19 protein-coding genes and 2 tRNA genes are annotated in these 18,776 nt (G+C 55.0%); 8 read left to right on the top strand and 13 right to left on the bottom strand.

Annotation, left to right across the window (positions count from 1 at the left end):
• Positions 1-87: 87 nt before the first annotated feature.
• The 3 genes from deoB to deoC all read right to left on the bottom strand — a co-directional run bounded on the left by deoB (position 88) and on the right by deoC (position 3,566).
• Positions 88-1,311 carry a phosphopentomutase gene (gene deoB / locus ABR39_RS06690; RefSeq protein WP_023334433.1) on the bottom strand — a complete coding sequence of 408 codons (1,224 nt, stop codon included), beginning with the start codon at positions 1,309-1,311 and terminating at the stop codon, positions 88-90.
• Positions 1,312-1,363: 52 nt separating this feature from the next.
• A complete protein-coding gene (gene deoA / locus ABR39_RS06685; protein ID WP_048339030.1) occupies positions 1,364-2,686 on the bottom strand; it encodes a thymidine phosphorylase in 1,323 nt (440 codons plus the stop codon).
• A gap of 100 nt (positions 2,687-2,786) precedes the next feature.
• Positions 2,787-3,566, bottom strand: a complete 780-nt coding sequence (gene deoC / locus ABR39_RS06680) for a deoxyribose-phosphate aldolase (protein ID WP_048339025.1) — start codon at positions 3,564-3,566, stop codon at positions 2,787-2,789.
• A 262-nt stretch (positions 3,567-3,828) separates the two neighbouring features.
• Here deoC and ABR39_RS06675 point away from each other — a divergent pair, with 262 nt between their 5' ends.
• Entirely contained in the window at positions 3,829-5,376 is a 1,548-nt protein-coding gene (locus ABR39_RS06675; protein ID WP_047346290.1) for a YjjI family glycine radical enzyme, read from the top strand.
• Positions 5,351-6,211 carry a YjjW family glycine radical enzyme activase gene (locus tag ABR39_RS06670; RefSeq protein WP_047346289.1) on the top strand — a complete coding sequence of 287 codons (861 nt, stop codon included), beginning with the start codon at positions 5,351-5,353 and terminating at the stop codon, positions 6,209-6,211. Before ABR39_RS06675 ends, ABR39_RS06670 begins: the two co-directional genes overlap by 26 nt.
• Here ABR39_RS06670 and ABR39_RS06665 read toward each other — a convergent pair.
• The 8 genes from ABR39_RS06665 to ABR39_RS06635 form a co-directional block, all read right to left on the bottom strand.
• Positions 6,206-6,988 carry a TatD family hydrolase gene (locus tag ABR39_RS06665; RefSeq protein ID WP_047346288.1) on the bottom strand — a complete coding sequence of 261 codons (783 nt, stop codon included), beginning with the start codon at positions 6,986-6,988 and terminating at the stop codon, positions 6,206-6,208. The genes ABR39_RS06670 and ABR39_RS06665 overlap by 6 nt on opposite strands.
• Positions 6,985-8,037: a patatin-like phospholipase family protein gene (locus ABR39_RS06660; RefSeq protein ID WP_047346287.1), complete on the bottom strand. Its 1,053-nt coding sequence runs from the start codon at positions 8,035-8,037 to the stop codon at positions 6,985-6,987. Before ABR39_RS06660 ends, ABR39_RS06665 begins: the two co-directional genes overlap by 4 nt.
• Positions 8,038-8,157: 120 nt before the next feature.
• Entirely contained in the window at positions 8,158-8,319 is a 162-nt protein-coding gene (locus ABR39_RS24110; RefSeq protein ID WP_003856556.1) for a DUF1328 domain-containing protein, read from the bottom strand.
• A 127-nt stretch (positions 8,320-8,446) separates the two neighbouring features.
• Entirely contained in the window at positions 8,447-9,064 is a 618-nt protein-coding gene (gene osmY, locus ABR39_RS06655) for a molecular chaperone OsmY (RefSeq protein WP_028015434.1), read from the bottom strand.
• Between the two features lie 299 nt (positions 9,065-9,363).
• Positions 9,364-10,953: a peptide chain release factor 3 gene (gene prfC / locus ABR39_RS06650; protein WP_047346286.1), complete on the bottom strand. Its 1,590-nt coding sequence runs from the start codon at positions 10,951-10,953 to the stop codon at positions 9,364-9,366.
• 91 nt (positions 10,954-11,044) lie between these two features.
• On the bottom strand, positions 11,045-11,722 hold the full coding sequence (gene yjjG, locus ABR39_RS06645) for a pyrimidine 5'-nucleotidase (RefSeq protein ID WP_047346285.1): 678 nt from the start codon (positions 11,720-11,722) through the stop codon (positions 11,045-11,047).
• Between the two features lie 19 nt (positions 11,723-11,741).
• The gene (gene rimI / locus ABR39_RS06640; protein WP_047346284.1) at positions 11,742-12,185 is read right to left on the bottom strand and encodes a ribosomal protein S18-alanine N-acetyltransferase; all 444 of its coding nucleotides are present in this window, start codon (positions 12,183-12,185) and stop codon (positions 11,742-11,744) included.
• Positions 12,154-12,567 carry a DNA polymerase III subunit psi gene (locus tag ABR39_RS06635; RefSeq protein WP_047346283.1) on the bottom strand — a complete coding sequence of 138 codons (414 nt, stop codon included), beginning with the start codon at positions 12,565-12,567 and terminating at the stop codon, positions 12,154-12,156. The genes rimI and ABR39_RS06635 overlap by 32 nt, the downstream gene beginning before the upstream one ends.
• A gap of 102 nt (positions 12,568-12,669) precedes the next feature.
• Between ABR39_RS06635 and rsmC the strand changes: the two genes are divergently transcribed.
• The 3 genes from rsmC to ABR39_RS06620 all read left to right on the top strand — a co-directional run bounded on the left by rsmC (position 12,670) and on the right by ABR39_RS06620 (position 14,075).
• A complete protein-coding gene (gene rsmC / locus ABR39_RS06630; RefSeq protein ID WP_047346282.1) occupies positions 12,670-13,698 on the top strand; it encodes a 16S rRNA (guanine(1207)-N(2))-methyltransferase RsmC in 1,029 nt (342 codons plus the stop codon).
• 172 nt (positions 13,699-13,870) lie between these two features.
• A tRNA-Leu gene (locus ABR39_RS06625) sits at positions 13,871-13,957 on the top strand.
• Positions 13,958-13,989: 32 nt separating this feature from the next.
• Positions 13,990-14,075: transfer RNA gene (locus ABR39_RS06620), tRNA-Leu, on the top strand.
• A gap of 38 nt (positions 14,076-14,113) precedes the next feature.
• On the opposite strand, the gene ABR39_RS06615 is transcribed toward ABR39_RS06620, so the two are convergent.
• Complete coding sequence (locus ABR39_RS06615) at positions 14,114-14,383, bottom strand: DUF1435 domain-containing protein (RefSeq protein WP_047346281.1); 270 nt, start codon at positions 14,381-14,383, stop codon at positions 14,114-14,116.
• Positions 14,384-14,598: 215 nt separating this feature from the next.
• On the opposite strand from ABR39_RS06615, the gene ABR39_RS06610 reads away from it, so the two are divergent.
• Entirely contained in the window at positions 14,599-15,663 is a 1,065-nt protein-coding gene (locus tag ABR39_RS06610) for a GGDEF domain-containing protein (RefSeq protein ID WP_047346280.1), read from the top strand.
• Positions 15,664-15,758: 95 nt separating this feature from the next.
• Complete coding sequence (fhuF, locus tag ABR39_RS06605; protein WP_047346279.1) at positions 15,759-16,547, top strand: siderophore-iron reductase FhuF; 789 nt, start codon at positions 15,759-15,761, stop codon at positions 16,545-16,547.
• A gap of 95 nt (positions 16,548-16,642) precedes the next feature.
• Here the strand turns inward: fhuF and ABR39_RS06600 are convergent, their stop codons facing one another.
• Positions 16,643-17,989 carry a PTS sugar transporter subunit IIC gene (locus ABR39_RS06600; protein WP_047346278.1) on the bottom strand — a complete coding sequence of 449 codons (1,347 nt, stop codon included), beginning with the start codon at positions 17,987-17,989 and terminating at the stop codon, positions 16,643-16,645.
• 328 nt (positions 17,990-18,317) lie between these two features.
• On the opposite strand from ABR39_RS06600, the gene ABR39_RS06595 reads away from it, so the two are divergent.
• On the top strand, positions 18,318-18,776 hold the full coding sequence (locus ABR39_RS06595; protein ID WP_008502085.1) for a YbaK/EbsC family protein: 459 nt from the start codon (positions 18,318-18,320) through the stop codon (positions 18,774-18,776).

Below are 18,776 nucleotides of genomic sequence, written 5' to 3'. Positions count from 1 at the left end.
TGAATTTTTTTTGCCCGGTGGCGCTTCGCTTACCGGGCCTACGGTTTTGTAGGCCGGGTAAGGCGCAGCCGCCACCCGGCAATGACCTTAGAACATAGCCTTGCCATATTCCATGTCAGACGTACCAAAGTATTTCGCGATAGTCTGGCCGATGTCCGCGAAGGTTTCACGGTGACCCAGCGATCCCGGTTTTACTTTCGGGCCGTACACCAGCACCGGAATGTGCTCACGGGTGTGGTCGGTACCGGTCCAGGTTGGGTCACAGCCGTGGTCCGCGGTCAGGATCAGAATGTCATCTTCACCCACCAGCTCCATCAGCTCCGGCAGACGGCGGTCAAACAGCTCCAGACCGGCCGCATAGCCCGCGACGTCGCGACGGTGGCCCCAGGAGGAGTCGAAGTCCACGAAGTTGGTGAAGACAATGGTCTTGTCGCCCGCTTCTTTCATCTCTTTGATGGTGGCATCGAACAGCGCATCCAGACCGGTGGCTTTCACTTTTTTGGTGATGCCGCAGTTAGCGTAGATATCCGCAATTTTACCCACGGACACCACGTGACCGTCTTTCTCTTCGACCAGCTTCTGCAGCACGGTGGGTGCCGGTGGCTCAACGGCCAGGTCGTGACGGTTACCGGTACGCTGGAAATTACCCGCTTTGTCACCGATAAACGGACGTGCGATCACGCGGCCAATGTTATAGCCGCCTTCGGTCAGCTCTTCACGGGCGATTTCGCACAGCTCGTAGAGTTTATCCAGGCCGTAGGTCTCTTCGTGGCAGGCAATCTGGAACACGGAGTCAGCAGAGGTGTAGAAAATCGGCTTGCCGGTTTTCATGTGCTCTTCGCCAAGCTCATCCAGAATCACGGTACCGGAAGAGTGGCAGTTACCGAGGTAGCCCGGCAGGTTGGCACGCTTAACCAGCTTGTCCAACAGCTCCTGCGGGAAGCTGTTCTCGTGATCGGAGAAATAGCCCCAGTCAAACAGAACCGGCACACCGGCGATTTCCCAGTGACCAGACGGGGTATCTTTACCGGAAGAGAGTTCGTGAGCCCAGCCATAGGCGCCTACCACTTCCGCGTTGCCGTCCATACCGGCTGCGATTTTACCGGTAGAACCTTCATGTGCTTTCACCAGACCGAGGCGGGTCAGGTTGGGTAGAGTCAGAGGGCCTTTACGACCGTTGTCCGCTTCGCCTTTCGCACAGGCTTCCGCGATGTGACCCATGGTATCGGAACCCACGTCACCAAAACGTTCTGCATCTTCGGTTGCGCCGATGCCGAATGAGTCCAGCACCATAATAAATGCACGTTTCATAATTGTTCTCCGTACGTAGTGCTTAAAAATGATTGATCAGATCAGTATACCGCTATTCGGTGATACGGCGATAGACGGTCGGTGTGGTTTCTGGCGCTTTATCATCAAGCGCAATGGCCGCCTTCACCGCTTTCGCCGCTTCCTGCCAGCTGGCTTCGTCTTTGGCGTGGATCACCGCCAGCGGACGTTGCCCATCAACGCTGTCGCCCAGGCGGGCCATGTCGGTAAAGCCGACGCTGTAATCAATGGTGTCTGATGCCTGACGACGGCCGCCGCCCATCGAGACCACCGCCATACCCAGCGCGCGGGTGTCCATGGCGGAGACAAAACCTTCGGTGTCCGCATAAACAGCTTTGCTGAGCATCGCTGTTGGCAGGTACTTCGCGTAGTTTTCCACGAAGTCGGTCGGGCCTTTCTGGGCAGCAACCATGCGGCCGAAGATCTCCGCCGCTTTGCCGTTGTCCAGCACCGCCTGCAGCTTCGCGCGCGCGTCTGCATCGTCTTTCGCCAGCTTGCCGGAAATCAGCATCTCCACGCACAGCGCCATGGTGACGTCGAACAGGCGCGGGTTACGGTATTCACCCGTCAGGAACTGCACGGCTTCACGCACTTCAACCGCATTACCGGCGCTGGAGGCCAGCACCTGGTTCATGTCGGTCAGCAGCGCGGTGGTGCGCACGCCTGCGCCGTTGGAGACGCCAACGATCGCTTCGGCCAGCGCTTCAGAGAGTTCATAGGTTGGCATAAACGCGCCGCTGCCCACTTTCACGTCCATCACCAGCGCGTCCAGCCCTTCTGCCAGCTTCTTCGCCAGGATAGAGGCGGTGATCAGCGGGATGGAGTCAACGGTTGCGGTGATATCGCGGGTCGCGTAGAAACGCTTGTCTGCCGGAGCAAGAGAGCTGGTCTGGCCGATAATCGCCACGCCAACGTCTTTAATAATGTCGCGGAAGCGGTTGTCATCCGGGAAGATATCGAAGCCCGGAATGGCTTCCAGTTTGTCGAGCGTACCGCCAGTGTGGCCCAGGCCGCGCCCGGAGATCATCGGGATGTAACCGCCGCAGGCTGCCACCATGGGGCCGAGCATCAGAGACGTCACATCGCCCACGCCGCCAGTGGAGTGTTTATCGACAATCGGGCCGTTAAGGTTGAGGCTCTTCCAGTCCAAGACGGTTCCTGAATCTCGCATTGCCATGGTCAGCGAGACACGCTCAGGCATCGACATATCGTGGAAGAAGATGGTCATCGCCAGGGCCGCAATCTGCCCTTCTGAGATGGTGTTATCACGAATGCCATTGATAAAGAAGCGGATCTCTTCGTCGCTTAATGCATGACCATCACGTTTTTTACGAATAATTTCTTGTGCGAGAAACACGGTAACCCCCATGAGGAATCGGGTGAATGATGGCGGGTACGATATACCCGGCCACGATCCTGTAGGCCGGGTAAGCGTAGCGCCACCCGGCAATTCAAACTTAGTAGCTGCTTGCGCTCTTACCGTCGCCGTGACCCAGCGCTTTCAGCAGGCTAGCCAGCAGGCTTGACGCGCCGAAGCGGTAGTGACGGGAATCGGCCCAGTCGGCACCAAACAGCTCGTCGGCAATCGCCAGGAACTGCTGCGCGTCTTCAGCGGTACGCACGCCGCCAGCCGGTTTGAAGCCCACGGTTTTGGACACACCCATATCGCGGATCACTTCCATCATGATGCGCGCGCTTTCCAGGGTCGCGTTCACCGGCACTTTACCGGTTGAGGTTTTGATGAAATCGGCACCGGCTTTGATGGAGATTTCAGAGGCTTTACGAATCAGCGCCTCTTCTTTCAGCTCGCCGGTTTCGATGATCACTTTGAGCAGCACGTTTGCCGCCGCGCAGGCGTCTTTACAGGCTTTCACCAGGTCAAAACCAACCTGCTCGTTGCCCGCGATCAGCGCGCGGTACGGGAACACCACGTCCACTTCGTCTGCACCGTAAGCAATCGCCGCGCGGGTTTCTGCCAGCGCAATCTCGATATCGTCATTGCCGTGCGGGAAGTTAGTCACGGTTGCAATGCGCACGTCCGGGGTGCCCTGCTCGTTCAGCGTCTTGCGGGCAATCGGGATAAAGCGCGGGTAGATACAGACGGCGGCGGTGTTACCGACGGGCGTTTTCGCCTGATGGCACAGGGCGATGACTTTTTCATTGGTGTCGTCATCGTTCAGGGTGGTCAGGTCCATCAGTTTCAACGCGCGCAGGCTGCTTGCAGTTAAATCGGTCATAACATTCTCCAACGGCAGTGCCGTATAAATTTTACCTTGCGGGTCTGTGAGTATTCTAACATCCACCCGCATCCACACTTCGACATTCATCACAGTTAATGAAAACTGCGTACAAATTTGCATTACTGTAATGCGATCTTCTTCAAACTTTAGGGCGCAAATCGCCGACTAAAGCAGCGATTACCCCTGTGGGATCAAAAGCCCCGACGGGCTGGCTTTCTACAATCCGTTCATCATCCGCAGAACTATTAAGGAAGCGAACATGCCCCACGCCAGCCCCGACGCCCTGCAGCAGCGCTGCCAGCACATTGTGACAAGCCCGGTGTTAACCCCGGAACAAAAACGTCATTTTCTGGCGCTGGAAGCGGAAAACAATCTGCCTTATCCGGCCCTTCCTGAGGCTGCCCGTGCCGCGCTGGACGAGGGGTTTATCTGCGACATGTTCGAAGGCCACGCGCCCTACAAGCCCCGTTACGTTCTGCCGGATTACGCAAAATTTCTGGCTAACGGTTCAGAATGGCTGGAGCTGGAGGGGGCGAAAGATCTGGATGACGCCCTCTCGCTGTTAACCATCCTGTACCATCATGTTCCGTCCGTGACATCGATGCCGGTCTATCTCGGCCATCTCGATGCGCTACTGCAACCGTATGTTAGAATTCTAACACAAGAAGAAATCGATAGCCGAATAAAACGTTTCTGGCGCTATCTCGACCGTACGCTGCCGGATGCCTTTATGCACGCCAACATTGGGCCAGAAGATACGCCCATCACGCGGGCAATACTGCGTGCAGATGCAGAGCTGAAGCAGGTCGCGCCGAATCTGACTTTTATTTACGATCCCGAAATCACACCGGAAGATTTGCTGCTTGAGGTGGCCAAAAACATCTGTGAAAGCAGCAAACCGCATATTTCTAATGGTCCTGTGAATGATAAAATTTTCACAAAAGGACGTTATGGCGTGGTGAGCTGTTACAACTCCCTGCCGCTGGCGGGCGGTGGCAGCACCTTGGTGCGCCTTAACCTCAAAGCCATTGCCGAACACAGCGCCTCCACTGAAGACTTCTTCACCCGCACGCTTCCGCACTACTGCCAGCAGCAAATTGCCATCATCGACGCCCGCTGCGATTTTCTGTATCAACAGTCCGGCTTCTTTGAGAATAGCTTCCTGGTGAAAGAGGGGCTGATTGATGCCGATCGGTTCGTGCCGATGTTTGGCCTGTACGGCCTGGCGGAAGCGGTCAATACTCTTTGTGAAAAAGCAGGCATTACAGGGCGTTACGGCAAAGATGAGCAGGCCAACGCGCTGGGGTATCGCATCAGCGAGCAGCTTGCGGCATTTGTTGAAAACACGCCGGTGAAGCACGGCTGGAAGCAGCGCGCGTTGCTGCACGCGCAGTCGGGGATCAGCTCTGATTCGGGCACCACGCCGGGCGCGCGTCTGCCCTACGGCGACGAGCCGGATCCGATAAGCCACCTGCTGGCCGTGGCTCCTCACCACAAACACTACTCTTCAGGAATAAGCGATATATTGACGCTGGATGAGACGGTAAAACGCAACCCGCAGGCGGTGGTTCAGCTGTGCCTCGGCGCCTTCAGAGCGGGTATGCGGGAATTTACGGCTAACGTAGCGGGTAACGATCTGGTCCGCGTGACCGGCTATATGGTGCGATTATCGGATCTGGAGAAATACCGGGAAGCGGGTTCGAGAACCAACACCACGTGGCTGGGTGAAGAGGCCGCACGCAATACCCGTATCCTGGAACGTCAGCCGCGCGTGATAAGCCATGAACAGCAGATGCGCTTTAGTTAGTCAGGTCATTCCTTTTTCCTGCGTGGACGGGCCGGGCAGCCGCCTGGCCCTGTTCCTGCAGGGCTGCAACCTGCGCTGCAAAACCTGCCACAACCCGTGGACTATCGGCCGCTGCAACGACTGCGGGGACTGCGTGCCCCGCTGCCCGCACGACGCGCTGACCCTTCAGGCCGGGCGCGTCTGGTGGCAGGAGAGCCATTGTCAGCAGTGCGATACCTGTCTGCACCTGTGCCAGCAGCAGGCAACGCCCATGGCACACCGCCTGAGCGTGGAGGAGATCCTTTCGCAGATCCGCAAAGCCGCGCCATTTATTGAAGGCATCACCGTGAGTGGCGGTGAAGCCACGACCCAACTGCCGTTTTTGATCGCCCTGTTCAGCGCGATCAAAGCGGATCCCGCCCTGCGTCATCTGACCTGCCTGGTCGACAGCAACGGTCTGTTAAGCGATACCGGCTGGCAAAAGCTGCTGCCGGTAGTGGATGGCGCGATGCTGGATCTGAAAGCGTGGGGGAATGAGCATCACCGCTTCCTGACCGGACGCGAAAATCCGCAGATTAAGCAGAGCATCCGCTGGCTGGCAGATCGCCACCGTTTGACGGAGCTCCGCCTGCTGGTCATCCCGGAGCAGTGTGATTATCTGGAACACCTCAAGCCGCTGACGACGTTTATCCACGGGCTTGGAAATGTGCCGGTGCGCATCAACGCGTTTCATGCCCACGGCGTTTACGGTGAGGCGGCGTCATGGCGCAGCGCCACGCCAGAGGACGTTGAACCGCTGGCGCGGGCGCTGGAAAAACAGAAGATAGCGGTGATTCGTCCGGCGCTTTACCTATAGCGTGATGCCAAATACCGACCGCGTATTTTCCAGCAGCGCATCGGCAATCACCTCTTCAGGCTCTTTTCGCAGCTCACACAGGGAGGTAAACACGCGCGCCGCCTGTTCCGGGCGATTCGGCTGCCCCTGAAAACCGTTCAGCGGCATATCCGGCGCGTCGGTTTCCAGCAGCAGCGCCGACAGCGGGAGCTGCGCCATCACGTCCCGGGTTTTGCTGGCTCGCGGGTAGGTGATGGTTCCACCGACGCCGATTTTATAGCCCAGCTCGATAAACCGCTGTGCCTGCTGCAGGCTGCCGGAGAAACCGTGCACGACGCCTTTACGCGGCAGATCGATGCGCTTCAGGTGCATTGCCAGCTTATCGTGCGTGCGTCTTGAATGGAGGATCACCGGCAGATCGCGACGCTTCGCCAGCCTGAGCTGCGCGTCGAGGATCGCCTGCTGGCGCTCAAACTGCGGATCCTCCCGGTAAAGATCGAGGCCGATCTCACCGATGGCAACAAGCTTGTCCCCGGCGGTCTGCAGTACTTCATCGAGCCTCTCAATATGCTCATCCCGATGCCGCTCAATCACGATCGGATGCAGGCCAAGCGCGGCATAGAGCGCGGGGTGCCGGGTGGAAAGCGCCAGCACGCGGGAAAAATAGGCCGCTTCAACTGACGGTACAATGATGGCCTGAACGCCTGCTTCAGCCGCTTTCGCAACGCTTTGCTCTTCATCCCCCGTAAACGGCGGGAAATCAAAGTGGCAGTGGGTATCGACAAAGCGGTGCGTCACGCCAGATCCTCATTATCTAATAAAGCGTCGTTCGCCTGCGGGATGTTCACCAGCGGCATCGTCAGGGCGTCGTTGGCGACAATCGCAGGCGGCGTAATAATACGTTTATGCCGATGAAGCGGCGGTTGTTCCGCCAGCATTTTTCCTACCGTCGCCAGGAAATAGCGCCCGCACAGCCGCCCCGTTTTGTAATCCATGCGCAGCGCGGGAACGCGACTGCCCAGCGCCATGCTCAGCAGCGGCTTAGGCGGATAGATTTCAAAAATACGCAGCTTACCCGGCGGTTTTTCAATGAAGCGCTGCATCGCGCCGTAGGTGGTTTCATGCTGCTTCGCGATGTTGACCAGCGGCTGCAGGCTGCTGTCGCCCAGCCAGCGCTCCATCCGCTTAAACCACTGCGGGGTATAATACATTTGCGACGGTACGGTACGGATCACCACAATGGTTTTCGCGCCACGCCGGGCGGCTTCCTGCACCGGTACCGCGTCACTGATGCCGCCGTCAAGATAGCTAATGCCGTCCAGCAGCGCACCGGTACGATAGAAACCGGGGATCGCGCTGGAGGCGCGGATGATATCCAGCCAGTTCTCCTTCTGCGGAGAAAAATAGCCCGGCGAATAATCATCGCCCCGGCTGGCGCACATCCAGAATTCTTTACCGCTATCAAACAGGCGTGCGGCGGAGTCCATGGCCAGCGGCATCTGGCTGGAGGTTGCTTCCAGCAGCCAGTCGAGATCGATCAGGTTGCCGCCGCGCACAAAGCGCACCGGGTTAAAAAACTCTTTCGCCGTGGTGTAGCGCATAATGACCTTTCGCGCGTAGCCGGGCTGGTTGCAGACATAGGCAGAGAGGTTCTGCGCCCCGGCAGACGTGCCGAAGTACAGGTCAAAAGGGTTAAATTGAGCGCGCATAAATTCATCCAGCACGCCTGCGGTGAAAATGCCGCGCTGTCCACCGCCCTCGCACACCAGCGCGAGTTGACCTGCGCGAAACGGTTTTAACGTCAGCGGCGCAATATTGCCGAGCGTAACGGGAATTCGTTGCCCCACCTCTGCTTTCCTGTTTTGATTATTTTCTGTCACCACAGTAACGCACCCGGCCTGCAACGCAAATAAGAAAAAGCCAGTCGCAGTGACTGGCTTTTTTTTGTTGAAGGAATATTGCGTTTGCTACGGACGTCTACGTCCCGTAAACAGGCTGACCAGGAACAGAATAATACCCACAACGAAGACAATTTTAGCTGCCCATGCCGCTGTACCTGCCAGTCCACCAAAGCCCAATGCGGCGGCAATTAACGCGATAACCAGAAATATAATGCCCCAACGAAACATAAGCTTCTCCTTTACCATAGTTAATGTCGGCCGCTAAACGTGAGCGCTCAGGTCACTCACCGGCGTTTTTCCAGAGTCGTTCTTATTTCGCCCGCAGGCCTCAGCCTGACGGGCGAATGGTCCAGATTTACTTCGTTTTCAGATCGTTTTTAACGCTTTTCACACCATCAATGGCTTTCGCAATTGACTCGGCACGTTCACTTTGCGCCTGGGAATCTACCGTACCGGAAAGCTGAACCACACCGTCGGTGGTTTCCACTTTCACCTTACGGGACGGCACGATGTCATCCGCTAAAAGTTTAGCTTTGATTTCGCTGGTCGTAGCGGCATCACCGGCATAACCTTTCACCGACGCGTTTTTACCGTCACGTACGTGCAGTTTATCGCTTACGGATGCGACACCTTCGACACCCTTCGCCACTTTCACTGCCTGTTCGGCCTGAGCCTGGCTTTCAACAAAGCCGCTCAGCGTGACGACCTTCTTGTCGGTCTTAACGGAAATGTCGGTGCTCTTGATGGCTTCATCATCCACCAGTGCGGCTTTCACTTTTGCTGTGATTGAACTGTCATCCATAAAGTTGCCGACTTTATTCATAGAGCTATCGATTTTTTGACCTGCGGTATCGGCCGTGGACTGTGCTTTATCCATGGTGCTGCTTTCCGCCAGAGCGGAGCCGCTCACCAGAACGCTACCCAGAGTTACAGCCAGCAGAGTTTTAGAAATCTTCAGTCTTGTCATATTCATCGATCTATTCCTGTGTTGACCCGTTATTCGGGCTACATACTTCCTTAGTAGTTATATATATTGCGAATAAACACACGGGCAAAATGGATAACCTAAAGTCATGCATTGAACAGTTAATTTATCCACGCCCGGTGCTAAACACTGAGTTAAATATAGATCACTCTCACAGAGCCGCTTTCGGATTCGGGTAAAAAACGAGCAAAAAGCGCGAAAATGCAGTGAATTAAGAACATTCCGCAAGGGATTAATAAGACAGGAATTAAAGAAGAGCACGGCGGGCGCCGTGCTCTGAGCGGGGATTAATGCTCGCGCGTTTTGCGGAACTGGACGTCAGGATAACGTTCCTGCGTCAGGTTGAGGTTTACCATGGTTGGCGCGATATAGGTCAGGTTATCGCCGCCATCCAGCGCCAGCTGAATTTCATTCTTACGCTTAAATTCTTCGAATTTCTTCACGTCAGAACACTCAACCCAGCGCGCGGTCGCAACGTTCACCGATTCGTAAATCGCTTCCACGTTGTACTCGCTCTTCAGACGCGCGACGACCACGTCGAACTGCAGCACACCGACCGCGCCCACGATAAGGTCGTTGTTCGCGATTGGGCGGAATACCTGCACCGCACCCTCTTCGGAGAGCTGAACCAGGCCTTTCAGCAGCTGTTTCTGCTTAAGCGGATCGCGCAGGCGAATACGGCGGAACAGTTCCGGCGCGAAGTTCGGAATACCGGTGAACTTCATCATTTCGCCCTGGGTGAAGGTATCGCCAATCTGGATGGTGCCATGGTTGTGCAGACCGATGATGTCGCCCGGGTACGCCTCTTCAACGTGCGAACGGTCGCCCGCCATAAAGGTCAGCGCGTCGGAGATCACCACATCTTTACCGATACGCACCTGGCGCAGCTTCATGCCCTTTTCATATTTACCGGACACCACGCGCATAAAGGCCACGCGGTCGCGGTGTTTCGGGTCCATGTTGGCCTGAATTTTGAAGACGAAGCCGGTGAATTTCTCTTCTTTTGCTTCCACTTCACGGGTGTCGGTTTTACGCGGCATTGGACGCGGCGCCCACTCCACCAGACCGTCGAGCATATGGTCCACGCCAAAGTTACCTAATGCGGTACCGAAGAAGACCGGGGTAATTTCACCGCTCAGGAACAGCTCTTTGTCGAATTCGTGAGACGCGCCCTTCACCAGCTCCAGCTCGTCGCGCAGCTGCGCGGCCAGCTCTTCACCAACCGCCGCGTCCAGATCCGGGTTGTCCAGACCTTTCACGATGCGCACTTCCTGAATGGTGTGGCCTTTACCGGTCTGATACAGGTAAGTTTCGTCTTTATAGAGGTGATAAACCCCTTTGAACAGCTTACCGCAGCCAATTGGCCAGGTGATTGGCGCACAGGCGATCTTCAGCTCGTTTTCCACTTCATCCATCAGCTCCATCGGATCGCGGATGTCACGGTCGAGTTTGTTCATGAAGGTGAGGATCGGCGTATCGCGCAGACGGGTGACTTCCATCAGCTTACGGGTACGGTCTTCTACACCTTTTGCGGCGTCGATCACCATCAGACAGCAGTCCACCGCCGTCAGGGTACGGTAGGTATCTTCGGAGAAGTCTTCGTGGCCCGGGGTGTCCAGCAGGTTCACCAGGCAGTCGTGATACGGGAACTGCATCACGGAGGTGGTAATCGAAATACCACGCTGCTTTTCCATCTCCATCCAGTCAGATTTTGCATGCTGGCTGGAACCACGGCCTTTAACGGTACCCGCAGTCTGGATCGCCTGTCCGAACAGTAACACCTTCTCGGTGATGGTCGTTTTACCGGCATCCGGGTGCGAGATAATGGCAAAAGTGCGGCGCTTGGCCACCTCTTGCAGATAAGGAGACAACGTCATAATTGAATCTTCTTTTATAAGCGCGGCAGCACGCCACGCATCATGGAATACGAATTTGCGGCTATTTTACCCATCAATGGGGGGCAGGCAATCATTGTTTACACAGGAGTTGCTCCAGTTCGTTCAACGACGTCACGGTCCAGGTCGGCTCGATGCCTTCAGGCTTTACGCGGCCATGCGCATTAAGCCAGACGGTCGACAGACCGGAATTCATGCCACCCAGAATATCTGACTCTGCGGTATCACCCACCATCAGTACGCGATCGCGGTCAGGATTGCCGGCCTGCGCCAGCGCATAATCGAAAATACGCGGATCCGGTTTCGGCACACCGACCTCTTCCGAGATCACCAGCGCGTCAAAATGATCGCGCAGGCCGGTGCGCTCAAGGCGGATCTGCTGCAAGGCGGTAAAACCGTTGGTAATGATCCCCAGTTTCACCTTGCCTTTCAACGCATTCAGCAGGGAAACCGCGCCCGGCAGTGGCGCGCAGATGTCAGCCATGGCGTTCAGGAAGGCTTCGTTCAGCGTTCCCGGACTGACCTTTAAGCGTTCCGCCCAGACGTCAAAGCGCTGGTGCTGAAGCTGTAACGCGGTGATGGCACCGTTCTGGTAATCCACCCACAGCGGTTTGTTTACCGCCTGATAGTCCTGAAAATCCTCAGCGGTGAACGTCACGCTATAATCGAGAAACATCCGCTGTAGACCACCGAACGAATCGAACGTAAACAGCGTTTCGTCGGCATCAAAGAAAATCCAGTCCCATTTCATCGTTACAACCTTATTTTCGTTATCCAATCGGCAGAGCCATTATGATGGCGTCTTCACGTCCCTCTGCGGTGGGGTAGTAGTTACGGCGGATTGTCGCCTCGTTAAAGCCTAAGCTTTCATAGAGCGCGATGGCGGCGGCATTCGATGCGCGCACTTCCAGCCACAGGGTGAAAACGTCACGGGTTTCGAGCTCACGGATGAGGTGCTCAAGCAGTTCTCTTCCCAGCCCGCGGCGCTGAAACGCGGGATCAACCGCGATATTAAATAGCGTCGCTTCATCAAGAACAACCTGCGTAATGGCGAAGGCGGCCATGGTGCCGTCAACGTCCAGGCGATAGTTCAGATACCGTTCGCCCTGATTGCTGGCGAAGGTCTTTTCGCTCCACGGAAACGCGTGGGCGCGTGTTTCAATCGCGAACGCTGTGGTCAGGTCAGGCGTCGTGAGGGAAGAAATCGTGTTCATATTCGCAGATTTGTTGCCATAGCGCGCTTCGCGCTTTTGGGTTGGCTTTCAGTTCGTCCAGCGCTGGCGTGCAGAGCTGGCTCCCCTGAAGGGGGATCTCATTCGTCTCTCCGATACGCCAGCTATTACAGCGACTATCGGGAGGAAGCATAGCGACCCGTTCTGGCGTCAACTGTAACACCTGGTCGGCCGTCAGCTTCAGGCTGCGAAGGACATCACCGATCAGGGGTTCATTCAGGGCAGGCAGTTCTTCCGCCACCATCACCAGGCGAACGTGCGCCGGGATGGAGATAGCGATTTCGCCCTGCAACGCCGTCGGGCGACGCAAAGCCCACTGGGTAATGCCCAGCTGCTGCAACTGCCAGTCTCGTCGGGATGTCATAGGGAAAACTCCTGTCTCTCAGGCGCGCAAATATAGCAAATGTGTCGAAACTGCGCCATCTACCTACTATAATCCCCGCCTGAGTTTATTGAGGAACAATTCATGTCTGCATTTACCCCGGCAAGTGAAGTCTTGCTGCGTCACAGTGATGATTTCGAAGAAAGCCGTATTCTGTTTGCCGGAGATATGCAGGATGACCTGCCTGCGCGTTTCGACTGTGCTGAAAGCCGTGCCCACACCCAATACTACCACCACTGGCAGGTGCTGAGCCGCCAGATGGGCGAGCGCGCGCGCTTTAGCCTGGTGGCAGAGCAGAGCGATATCGCCGACTGCGATACGCTGATCTACTACTGGCCGAAGAACAAACCGGAAGCGCAGTTCCAGCTGATGAACCTGCTCTCCCTGCTGCCGGTCGGCTGCGATATTTTCGTGGTAGGCGAGAACCGCAGCGGCGTGCGCAGCGCTGAACAGATGCTGGAAGCTTACGCTCCGCTAAACAAAGTCGACAGCGCCCGCCGCTGTGGTCTGTACCATGGTCGTCTGGAAAAACAGACAACCTTTGATGCCAGTACTTTCTGGGATGAATACACGCTTGACGGCCTGACCATTAAAACCCTGCCGGGCGTGTTCAGCCGTGACGCGCTGGATACGGGCAGCAAGCTGCTGCTCTCCACCCTGACGCCGCACACCAAAGGCAAAGTGCTGGACGTAGGCTGCGGCGCGGGCGTGCTGGCAACCGTGCTCGCCAGCCATTCACCTAAAGTCCGTTTAACTCTATGTGACGTCAGCGCGCCAGCGGTTGAAGCCAGCCGTGCAACGCTTGCAGCAAACGGCATTGAAGGCGAAGTCATTGCCAGCAACGTCTTCTCTGATGTCACTGGTCGTTTCGACATGATCATCTCTAACCCGCCGTTCCACGACGGCATGGAGACCAGCCTGGAAGCCGCGCAAGCGCTGATCCGTGGCGCAGTCCGCCACCTTAACAGCGGCGGTGAGCTGCGTATCGTCGCTAACGCCTTCCTGGCGTACCCGAAAGTGCTGGATGAAACCTTCGGCTTCCACGAAGTGATCGCCCAGACCGGCCGCTTTAAGGTCTACCGCACCGTGATGACGCGTCAGGCCAAAAAGTAATCGCCATTCCTGTTTGCCGGATACGCGCAAGCGCCATTCGGCAAACAGGCGTCTCTGCTCCGACCATTTTTGCAGCAATCAATAAAACGTGCGCACTTTTCTGTTGACGTAAAGCTGAAAACATCTAGAATGCGCCTCCGTGGTTACGATACTTTTACAGTATCGATGGTATGCGAAGGTGGCGGAATTGGTAGACGCGCTAGCTTCAGGTGTTAGTGTCCTTACGGATGTGGGGGTTCGAGTCCCCCCCCTCGCACCAACGAGGCAATATCAAACCAGTAAGATGACTGTGCGAAGGTGGCGGAATTGGTAGACGCGCTAGCTTCAGGTGTTAGTGTCCTTAGGATGTGGGGGTTCGAGTCCCCCCCCTCGCACCAATTATCTTACATCCCCTTTGATGTATCTTCTTTCCCTGTTATTTCAAACTCATCAGTATCACCAGAATTCCACTGACCAGTGCGACACACGACGGCAATAAAACAAAGTGGCGCAGTTGCTTATGCCAGATCATGCCTGCGGTGACTAGCAGCCCTGAGACAATGATGGCTTTCCAGATTTCAAGGGAGAGATCGGCAAACATCAAGCCACCAAGAATGGCTCCCGGTAGCAATACCCCCCAACCACTTCCCAGCGTCCTGTTCAACATGATCCGCCCTCTCACAACGATAATGATAACCAATATCATATGACAGGCATTATCATTTGTCAGCTGAATGAATCAAAAACCGTCGACCTTTACCTTTCCCGTAATGACAGGAATTGCCTAAGGTGATAAATTGCCCACCTGTTAACTGCGTCTAAAGATTTTCTGATAATTACTCTTTGAGTTTTTTGCATATTTTATTGCGAAACAACACCTACTTATTTGTTTTAATTAAATTTTAATAAAAACGCACGACTATGACATCACAATCCTGGCGGTCTTTGGTCCACAGCAAATATCAATTATCGTTACGTTTATTTTTATTTCTGAACGCAACCTCGGCAGTGTTCTCGGTAACAAATCCGCTCAATTCTGTACGCCTGTTATCAGCTCCGCTGATTGCTATTTTCGCCATCAGCACCGGCCTGTTCGTCTGGCACTGGAGAAAGAGAGCGCGGAAGATAAATATTCCTGTTGTTTCAGGGATCTTCGGTATTTTGTGGGCCTGGCAAATTGAATCGAAGTTCGCCTTAATTACCCACGACCATGGTACGTATTTGTTAATTGCCCTATTAACGGTGCTTTTTATTGGAACGCTGGCATTCGCCAGTAATATCAAAGCTTTTATCCTGCACTCATTGCCCGCTTTTATTGTCTGTCTGTGGCTAAGCGAACACGATATATGGCTGAGAATGTCCTATTCTTTCGCACTTCCTGTGGTGGCAATCGCTATTCATAACATTTTGCAAAGGCGTAACGATCGTTTTGCTCAGGAGCTGCTCTCACGCTTGCTGGAAGAACGAGAAACCCTTACCGATCTCAGCATGATGGACCCCCTAACCGGGCTCTATAATCGCCGCGGTCTGCAAAGCCGTCTGGAGAACCTGCCGACGGTAGAAAATGGCGAGCACTTTGTCCTGCTGATGGATATCGACCACTTCAAAGCCTATAACGACCATTACGGTCATATGATGGGCGACCAGGCATTGAAACGCGTCTCTGCGGCAATCCGCGACGCCGTGCGTTCTCGCGATATCGTGGCGCGCTTTGGCGGGGAAGAGTTTATGGTGCTGCTGACAAATATTTCACTTGAGCATGCCCGCCAGACGGCAGAGCGGATCCGTCAGAAAGTCTACGATTTAAAAATCCCGCATCTGTTTAACGAAAGCGTCGCGACAAATGTCACCATCAGCATAGGTATTGCCATTTTCGAGGATGAAGACGCAGAAGGCGCGCTGGAAAAAGCGGACAAAGCCCTCTACGAAGCAAAGCATATGGGGCGTAATAACATTCTGTTGAGCGAAGAGCTGCAGACGGCATAAACATCACGGCGCTGTCGCCAGGACAAAAGTCTTGCCATTGGTTTGAGCAATAGTTAGGATTGGCAATCATTATCATTTAGATTTCTATCTATACTATGGCCACGCATACCGCACACATTGTCGAACCCCTCCTCTGGCGAGCGCCCCTCACCAGCGGGAATGTTTCGCTTGCGGATGCCATACGGGACAAGATTGCGGAAACGCGCGCCCACCTGCTGGACTTTATCCGGCTTGATGAAGCGCACCCGCACCATGCCATGACGCTCTCAGAGTGGCGTCAACCGTCAAAACTGCAATCGCTGCTGGCCACCTATTCCGACCATATCTATCGCAATCAGCCCGACCTTACGCGGGAAAATAAACCCCTGCTCTCCCTCTGGGCGCAGTGGTATATCGGGCTGATGGTGCCTCCCCTGATGCTGGCGCTGTTAACGCAAAAAAGCATGCTGGAACTTTCGCCGGATAATTTCCACGTCGAGTTTCACGAAACCGGGCGTGCAGCCTGTTTCTGGATCGATCTCCAAGAAGACCAGAACGCAGAGCAACTTACCGCTCAGGAACGAATGGAGCAGCTTATCACTCAGGCCCTGATCCCGGTCGTGGACGCGCTTGAAGCGACGGGAGAGATTAACGGGAAGCTTATCTGGAGCAATACTGGCTATTTAATCCACTGGTATTTAACGGAAATGAAGCCACTTCTCGGTGATGAGAACGTTGACGCCCTGCGTCAGTCCTGTTTCTTTGCAAAACAGCTTTCCGATGGCCGTGACAACCCGCTATTCCGTACCGTCGTACTCCGTGATGGGCTTCTGGTACGTCGCACCTGCTGTCAGCGCTATCGTCTGCCGGACGTTAAGCAGTGCGGGGACTGCACGCTGAAGTAGTCAGGACCGGCCTGATGCCCTCACCCTGACCCTCTCCCACAGGGAGAGGGAACAAACACTAAAAACGGCAACTCATGTTGCCGTTTTGCTTTTACCTAGGCCACCTGTTGATTTTCCTCTTCCGCGTTACGCTGCGCTTCCTCCGCTTCCTGCTCCAGCAGCTGCTTCTCGTACACTTTGAAGAATGGGTAGTAGATGATTGCCGATACGCAGGCCAGCACCACAACCAGGATGGCCGCACGGAAATCCCAGCCCAGGGCCCACGCGGCACCTATCGGAGCCGGTGCCGTCCAGGGAACCACGGAGATGACACGGCCAATCAGATCAAATGTCATCGCCGCCCAGGCCAGCACGGCGTTAACCATCGGAGCCAGCAGGAAGGGAATAAAGAACACCGGGTTCATTACAATCGGCGTACCGAAAATGACAGGTTCGTTGATGTTAAAGAAGCTGGGCACTACGCTCAAACGCCCAATAGAGCGTAAATGCGCTGAACGGCTACGCAGATAGCATATCACCAGCCCCATCGTGGCGCCCGACCCGCCAATCACGATAAAGAACGTCCAGAACGCTTCCATAAAGATATGCGGCAGAGGCTGGCTGGCGGCCAGCGCGGTCTGGTTAGCGCCCAGGTTTGTCAGCCAGAACATCTGCAGCATCCCGGAGACGATGGCCGCCCCGTGGATCCCGGCGAACCACAGCAGATGACCAATCAACACCGCCAGCAGAATCGCAGGCAGCGAATCCGCCGCAGAAACCAGGGGTTTAAAGACCGACATAATCGCCTGTGGGATCAGCATGCCAAACTGCGACTGAATAATCAGGCTCAGCGGATAGAGCGTCAATACCACCACCAGCACCGGGATCAGCAGATCAAAGGAGTTTTTGATCATCGGCGGGACCTGGTCCGGCAGGCGAATACCGATGTTATGCGATTTAAGGAAACGCATCATCTCAACGCAGTAAATTGCCACCAGAATCGCAGTAAAAATACCCGTCCCACCCAGGCTGTCGACGGGAAGCGTGCCTTTGGTTTTCGGAGCCGCAACAAGCAGAAACGCCATCAGCGACAGCATGGCGCACATAAACGGGTCCAGCTGATGCGATTTGACGTAGTGTTTGCCCAGGTTATACGCAATAGCCGCACAAATATAAATGGACATAATGCCCATCGTCATATCAAACGGCGTAAGGATCTGGCCTTCAAACTGTTTCGCCATATCCAGCCAGGCGCGCGCGAAACCCCAGGTGGTATCAGGCGAAAACGGAGGGTAAGCGAACACCAACAAAAATGAGCCCACGATCATAAACGGCATCGCGGAGATGAATCCATCGCGGATGGCCATGACGTGACGCTGGGAAGAGATCCGCCCGGCAATCGGGCTGACGTAGTTTTCAACAAAACGGAATATCAGGTTAAACGCAACATGGTTGGCAGACATGGCAGATCTCCTGTCAGACGTTTGTTACAGGCACATTTGCGCCGCACGTTGTTCCATAAATCAGCTTCACAACCTTGCTGGCTTGTGTACCCGCGGTACTGCTCAGACGAAATGGTTTCATAATTGGCTCTTATTATTGGATACAGGGGACGTTACGTACTCAGTATTAATCTACGCACCACGCTCTGCAACCGGTTACTGTAACCGGTTTCTGTGATTGTGAAGAGGATCCAGAAATTAGCCGTTCGGGATATTTGTTACCGAAGAGATATTTACAGAGCATAAATTCTTATGACAGATTACGCAGGATATTTGTCAGGAGGAAACAATGAGTTTGCAGTCCGTACAGCAGTTTTTTGCCGACAACGCGCCGGATATAGACGTTATCGAGCTTAGCCAGAGTACCGCTACCGTTGCGTTGGCTGCTGCCGCCCATCGCGTTGAGCCGGGACAAATAGCCAAGACCTTGTCGCTGAAGGTTAAAAATGAGGTGATTCTGGTGGTGGCGAAAGGCGATGCGCGTCTGGATAACAAAAAGCTGAAAGACACCTTTGGTGCGAAAGCGCGCATGCTCAGCAGTGATGAAGTGGTGACTATCACCGGCCATCCCGTTGGCGGTGTGTGCCCGTTCGGACTGGAAAACCCGCTCGCGGTTTACTGCGATATCTCTTTAAAGCAGTACGCTGAAGTGCTGCCAGCCGCAGGCGCAATTCACAGTGCCGTGCGTATTTCACCTGACAGAATGGCAGAGCTGACTTCCGCAAAATGGGTGGATGTCTGTATCTGA

The organism is Enterobacter genomosp. O, assembly GCF_001022965.1.
GTDB lineage: Bacteria > Pseudomonadota > Gammaproteobacteria > Enterobacterales > Enterobacteriaceae > Enterobacter > Enterobacter cloacae_L.
The sequence above is the reverse complement of the archived record's forward strand: the minus strand, read 5'-3'. Positions and strand labels throughout refer to the sequence as shown.

Coding starts and splice junctions, on each gene's coding strand:
- osmY (WP_028015434.1), bottom strand. CDS start 9,064: ATGAATATGACAAGACTGAAGATTTCTAAAACTCTGCTGGCTGTAACT.
- ABR39_RS06675 (WP_047346290.1), top strand. CDS start 3,829: ATGCCCCACGCCAGCCCCGACGCCCTGCAGCAGCGCTGCCAGCACATT.
- ABR39_RS06615 (WP_047346281.1), bottom strand. CDS start 14,383: ATGATATTGGTTATCATTATCGTTGTGAGAGGGCGGATCATGTTGAAC.
- ABR39_RS06610 (WP_047346280.1), top strand. CDS start 14,599: ATGACATCACAATCCTGGCGGTCTTTGGTCCACAGCAAATATCAATTA.
- ABR39_RS06635 (WP_047346283.1), bottom strand. CDS start 12,567: ATGACATCCCGACGAGACTGGCAGTTGCAGCAGCTGGGCATTACCCAG.
- rimI (WP_047346284.1), bottom strand. CDS start 12,185: ATGAACACGATTTCTTCCCTCACGACGCCTGACCTGACCACAGCGTTC.
- yjjG (WP_047346285.1), bottom strand. CDS start 11,722: ATGAAATGGGACTGGATTTTCTTTGATGCCGACGAAACGCTGTTTACG.
- fhuF (WP_047346279.1), top strand. CDS start 15,759: ATGGCCACGCATACCGCACACATTGTCGAACCCCTCCTCTGGCGAGCG.
- ABR39_RS06595 (WP_008502085.1), top strand. CDS start 18,318: ATGAGTTTGCAGTCCGTACAGCAGTTTTTTGCCGACAACGCGCCGGAT.
- deoC (WP_048339025.1), bottom strand. CDS start 3,566: ATGACCGATTTAACTGCAAGCAGCCTGCGCGCGTTGAAACTGATGGAC.
- prfC (WP_047346286.1), bottom strand. CDS start 10,953: ATGACGTTGTCTCCTTATCTGCAAGAGGTGGCCAAGCGCCGCACTTTT.
- ABR39_RS06670 (WP_047346289.1), top strand. CDS start 5,351: ATGAACAGCAGATGCGCTTTAGTTAGTCAGGTCATTCCTTTTTCCTGC.
- rsmC (WP_047346282.1), top strand. CDS start 12,670: ATGTCTGCATTTACCCCGGCAAGTGAAGTCTTGCTGCGTCACAGTGAT.
- deoB (WP_023334433.1), bottom strand. CDS start 1,311: ATGAAACGTGCATTTATTATGGTGCTGGACTCATTCGGCATCGGCGCA.
- ABR39_RS24110 (WP_003856556.1), bottom strand. CDS start 8,319: ATGTTTCGTTGGGGCATTATATTTCTGGTTATCGCGTTAATTGCCGCC.
- ABR39_RS06600 (WP_047346278.1), bottom strand. CDS start 17,989: ATGTCTGCCAACCATGTTGCGTTTAACCTGATATTCCGTTTTGTTGAA.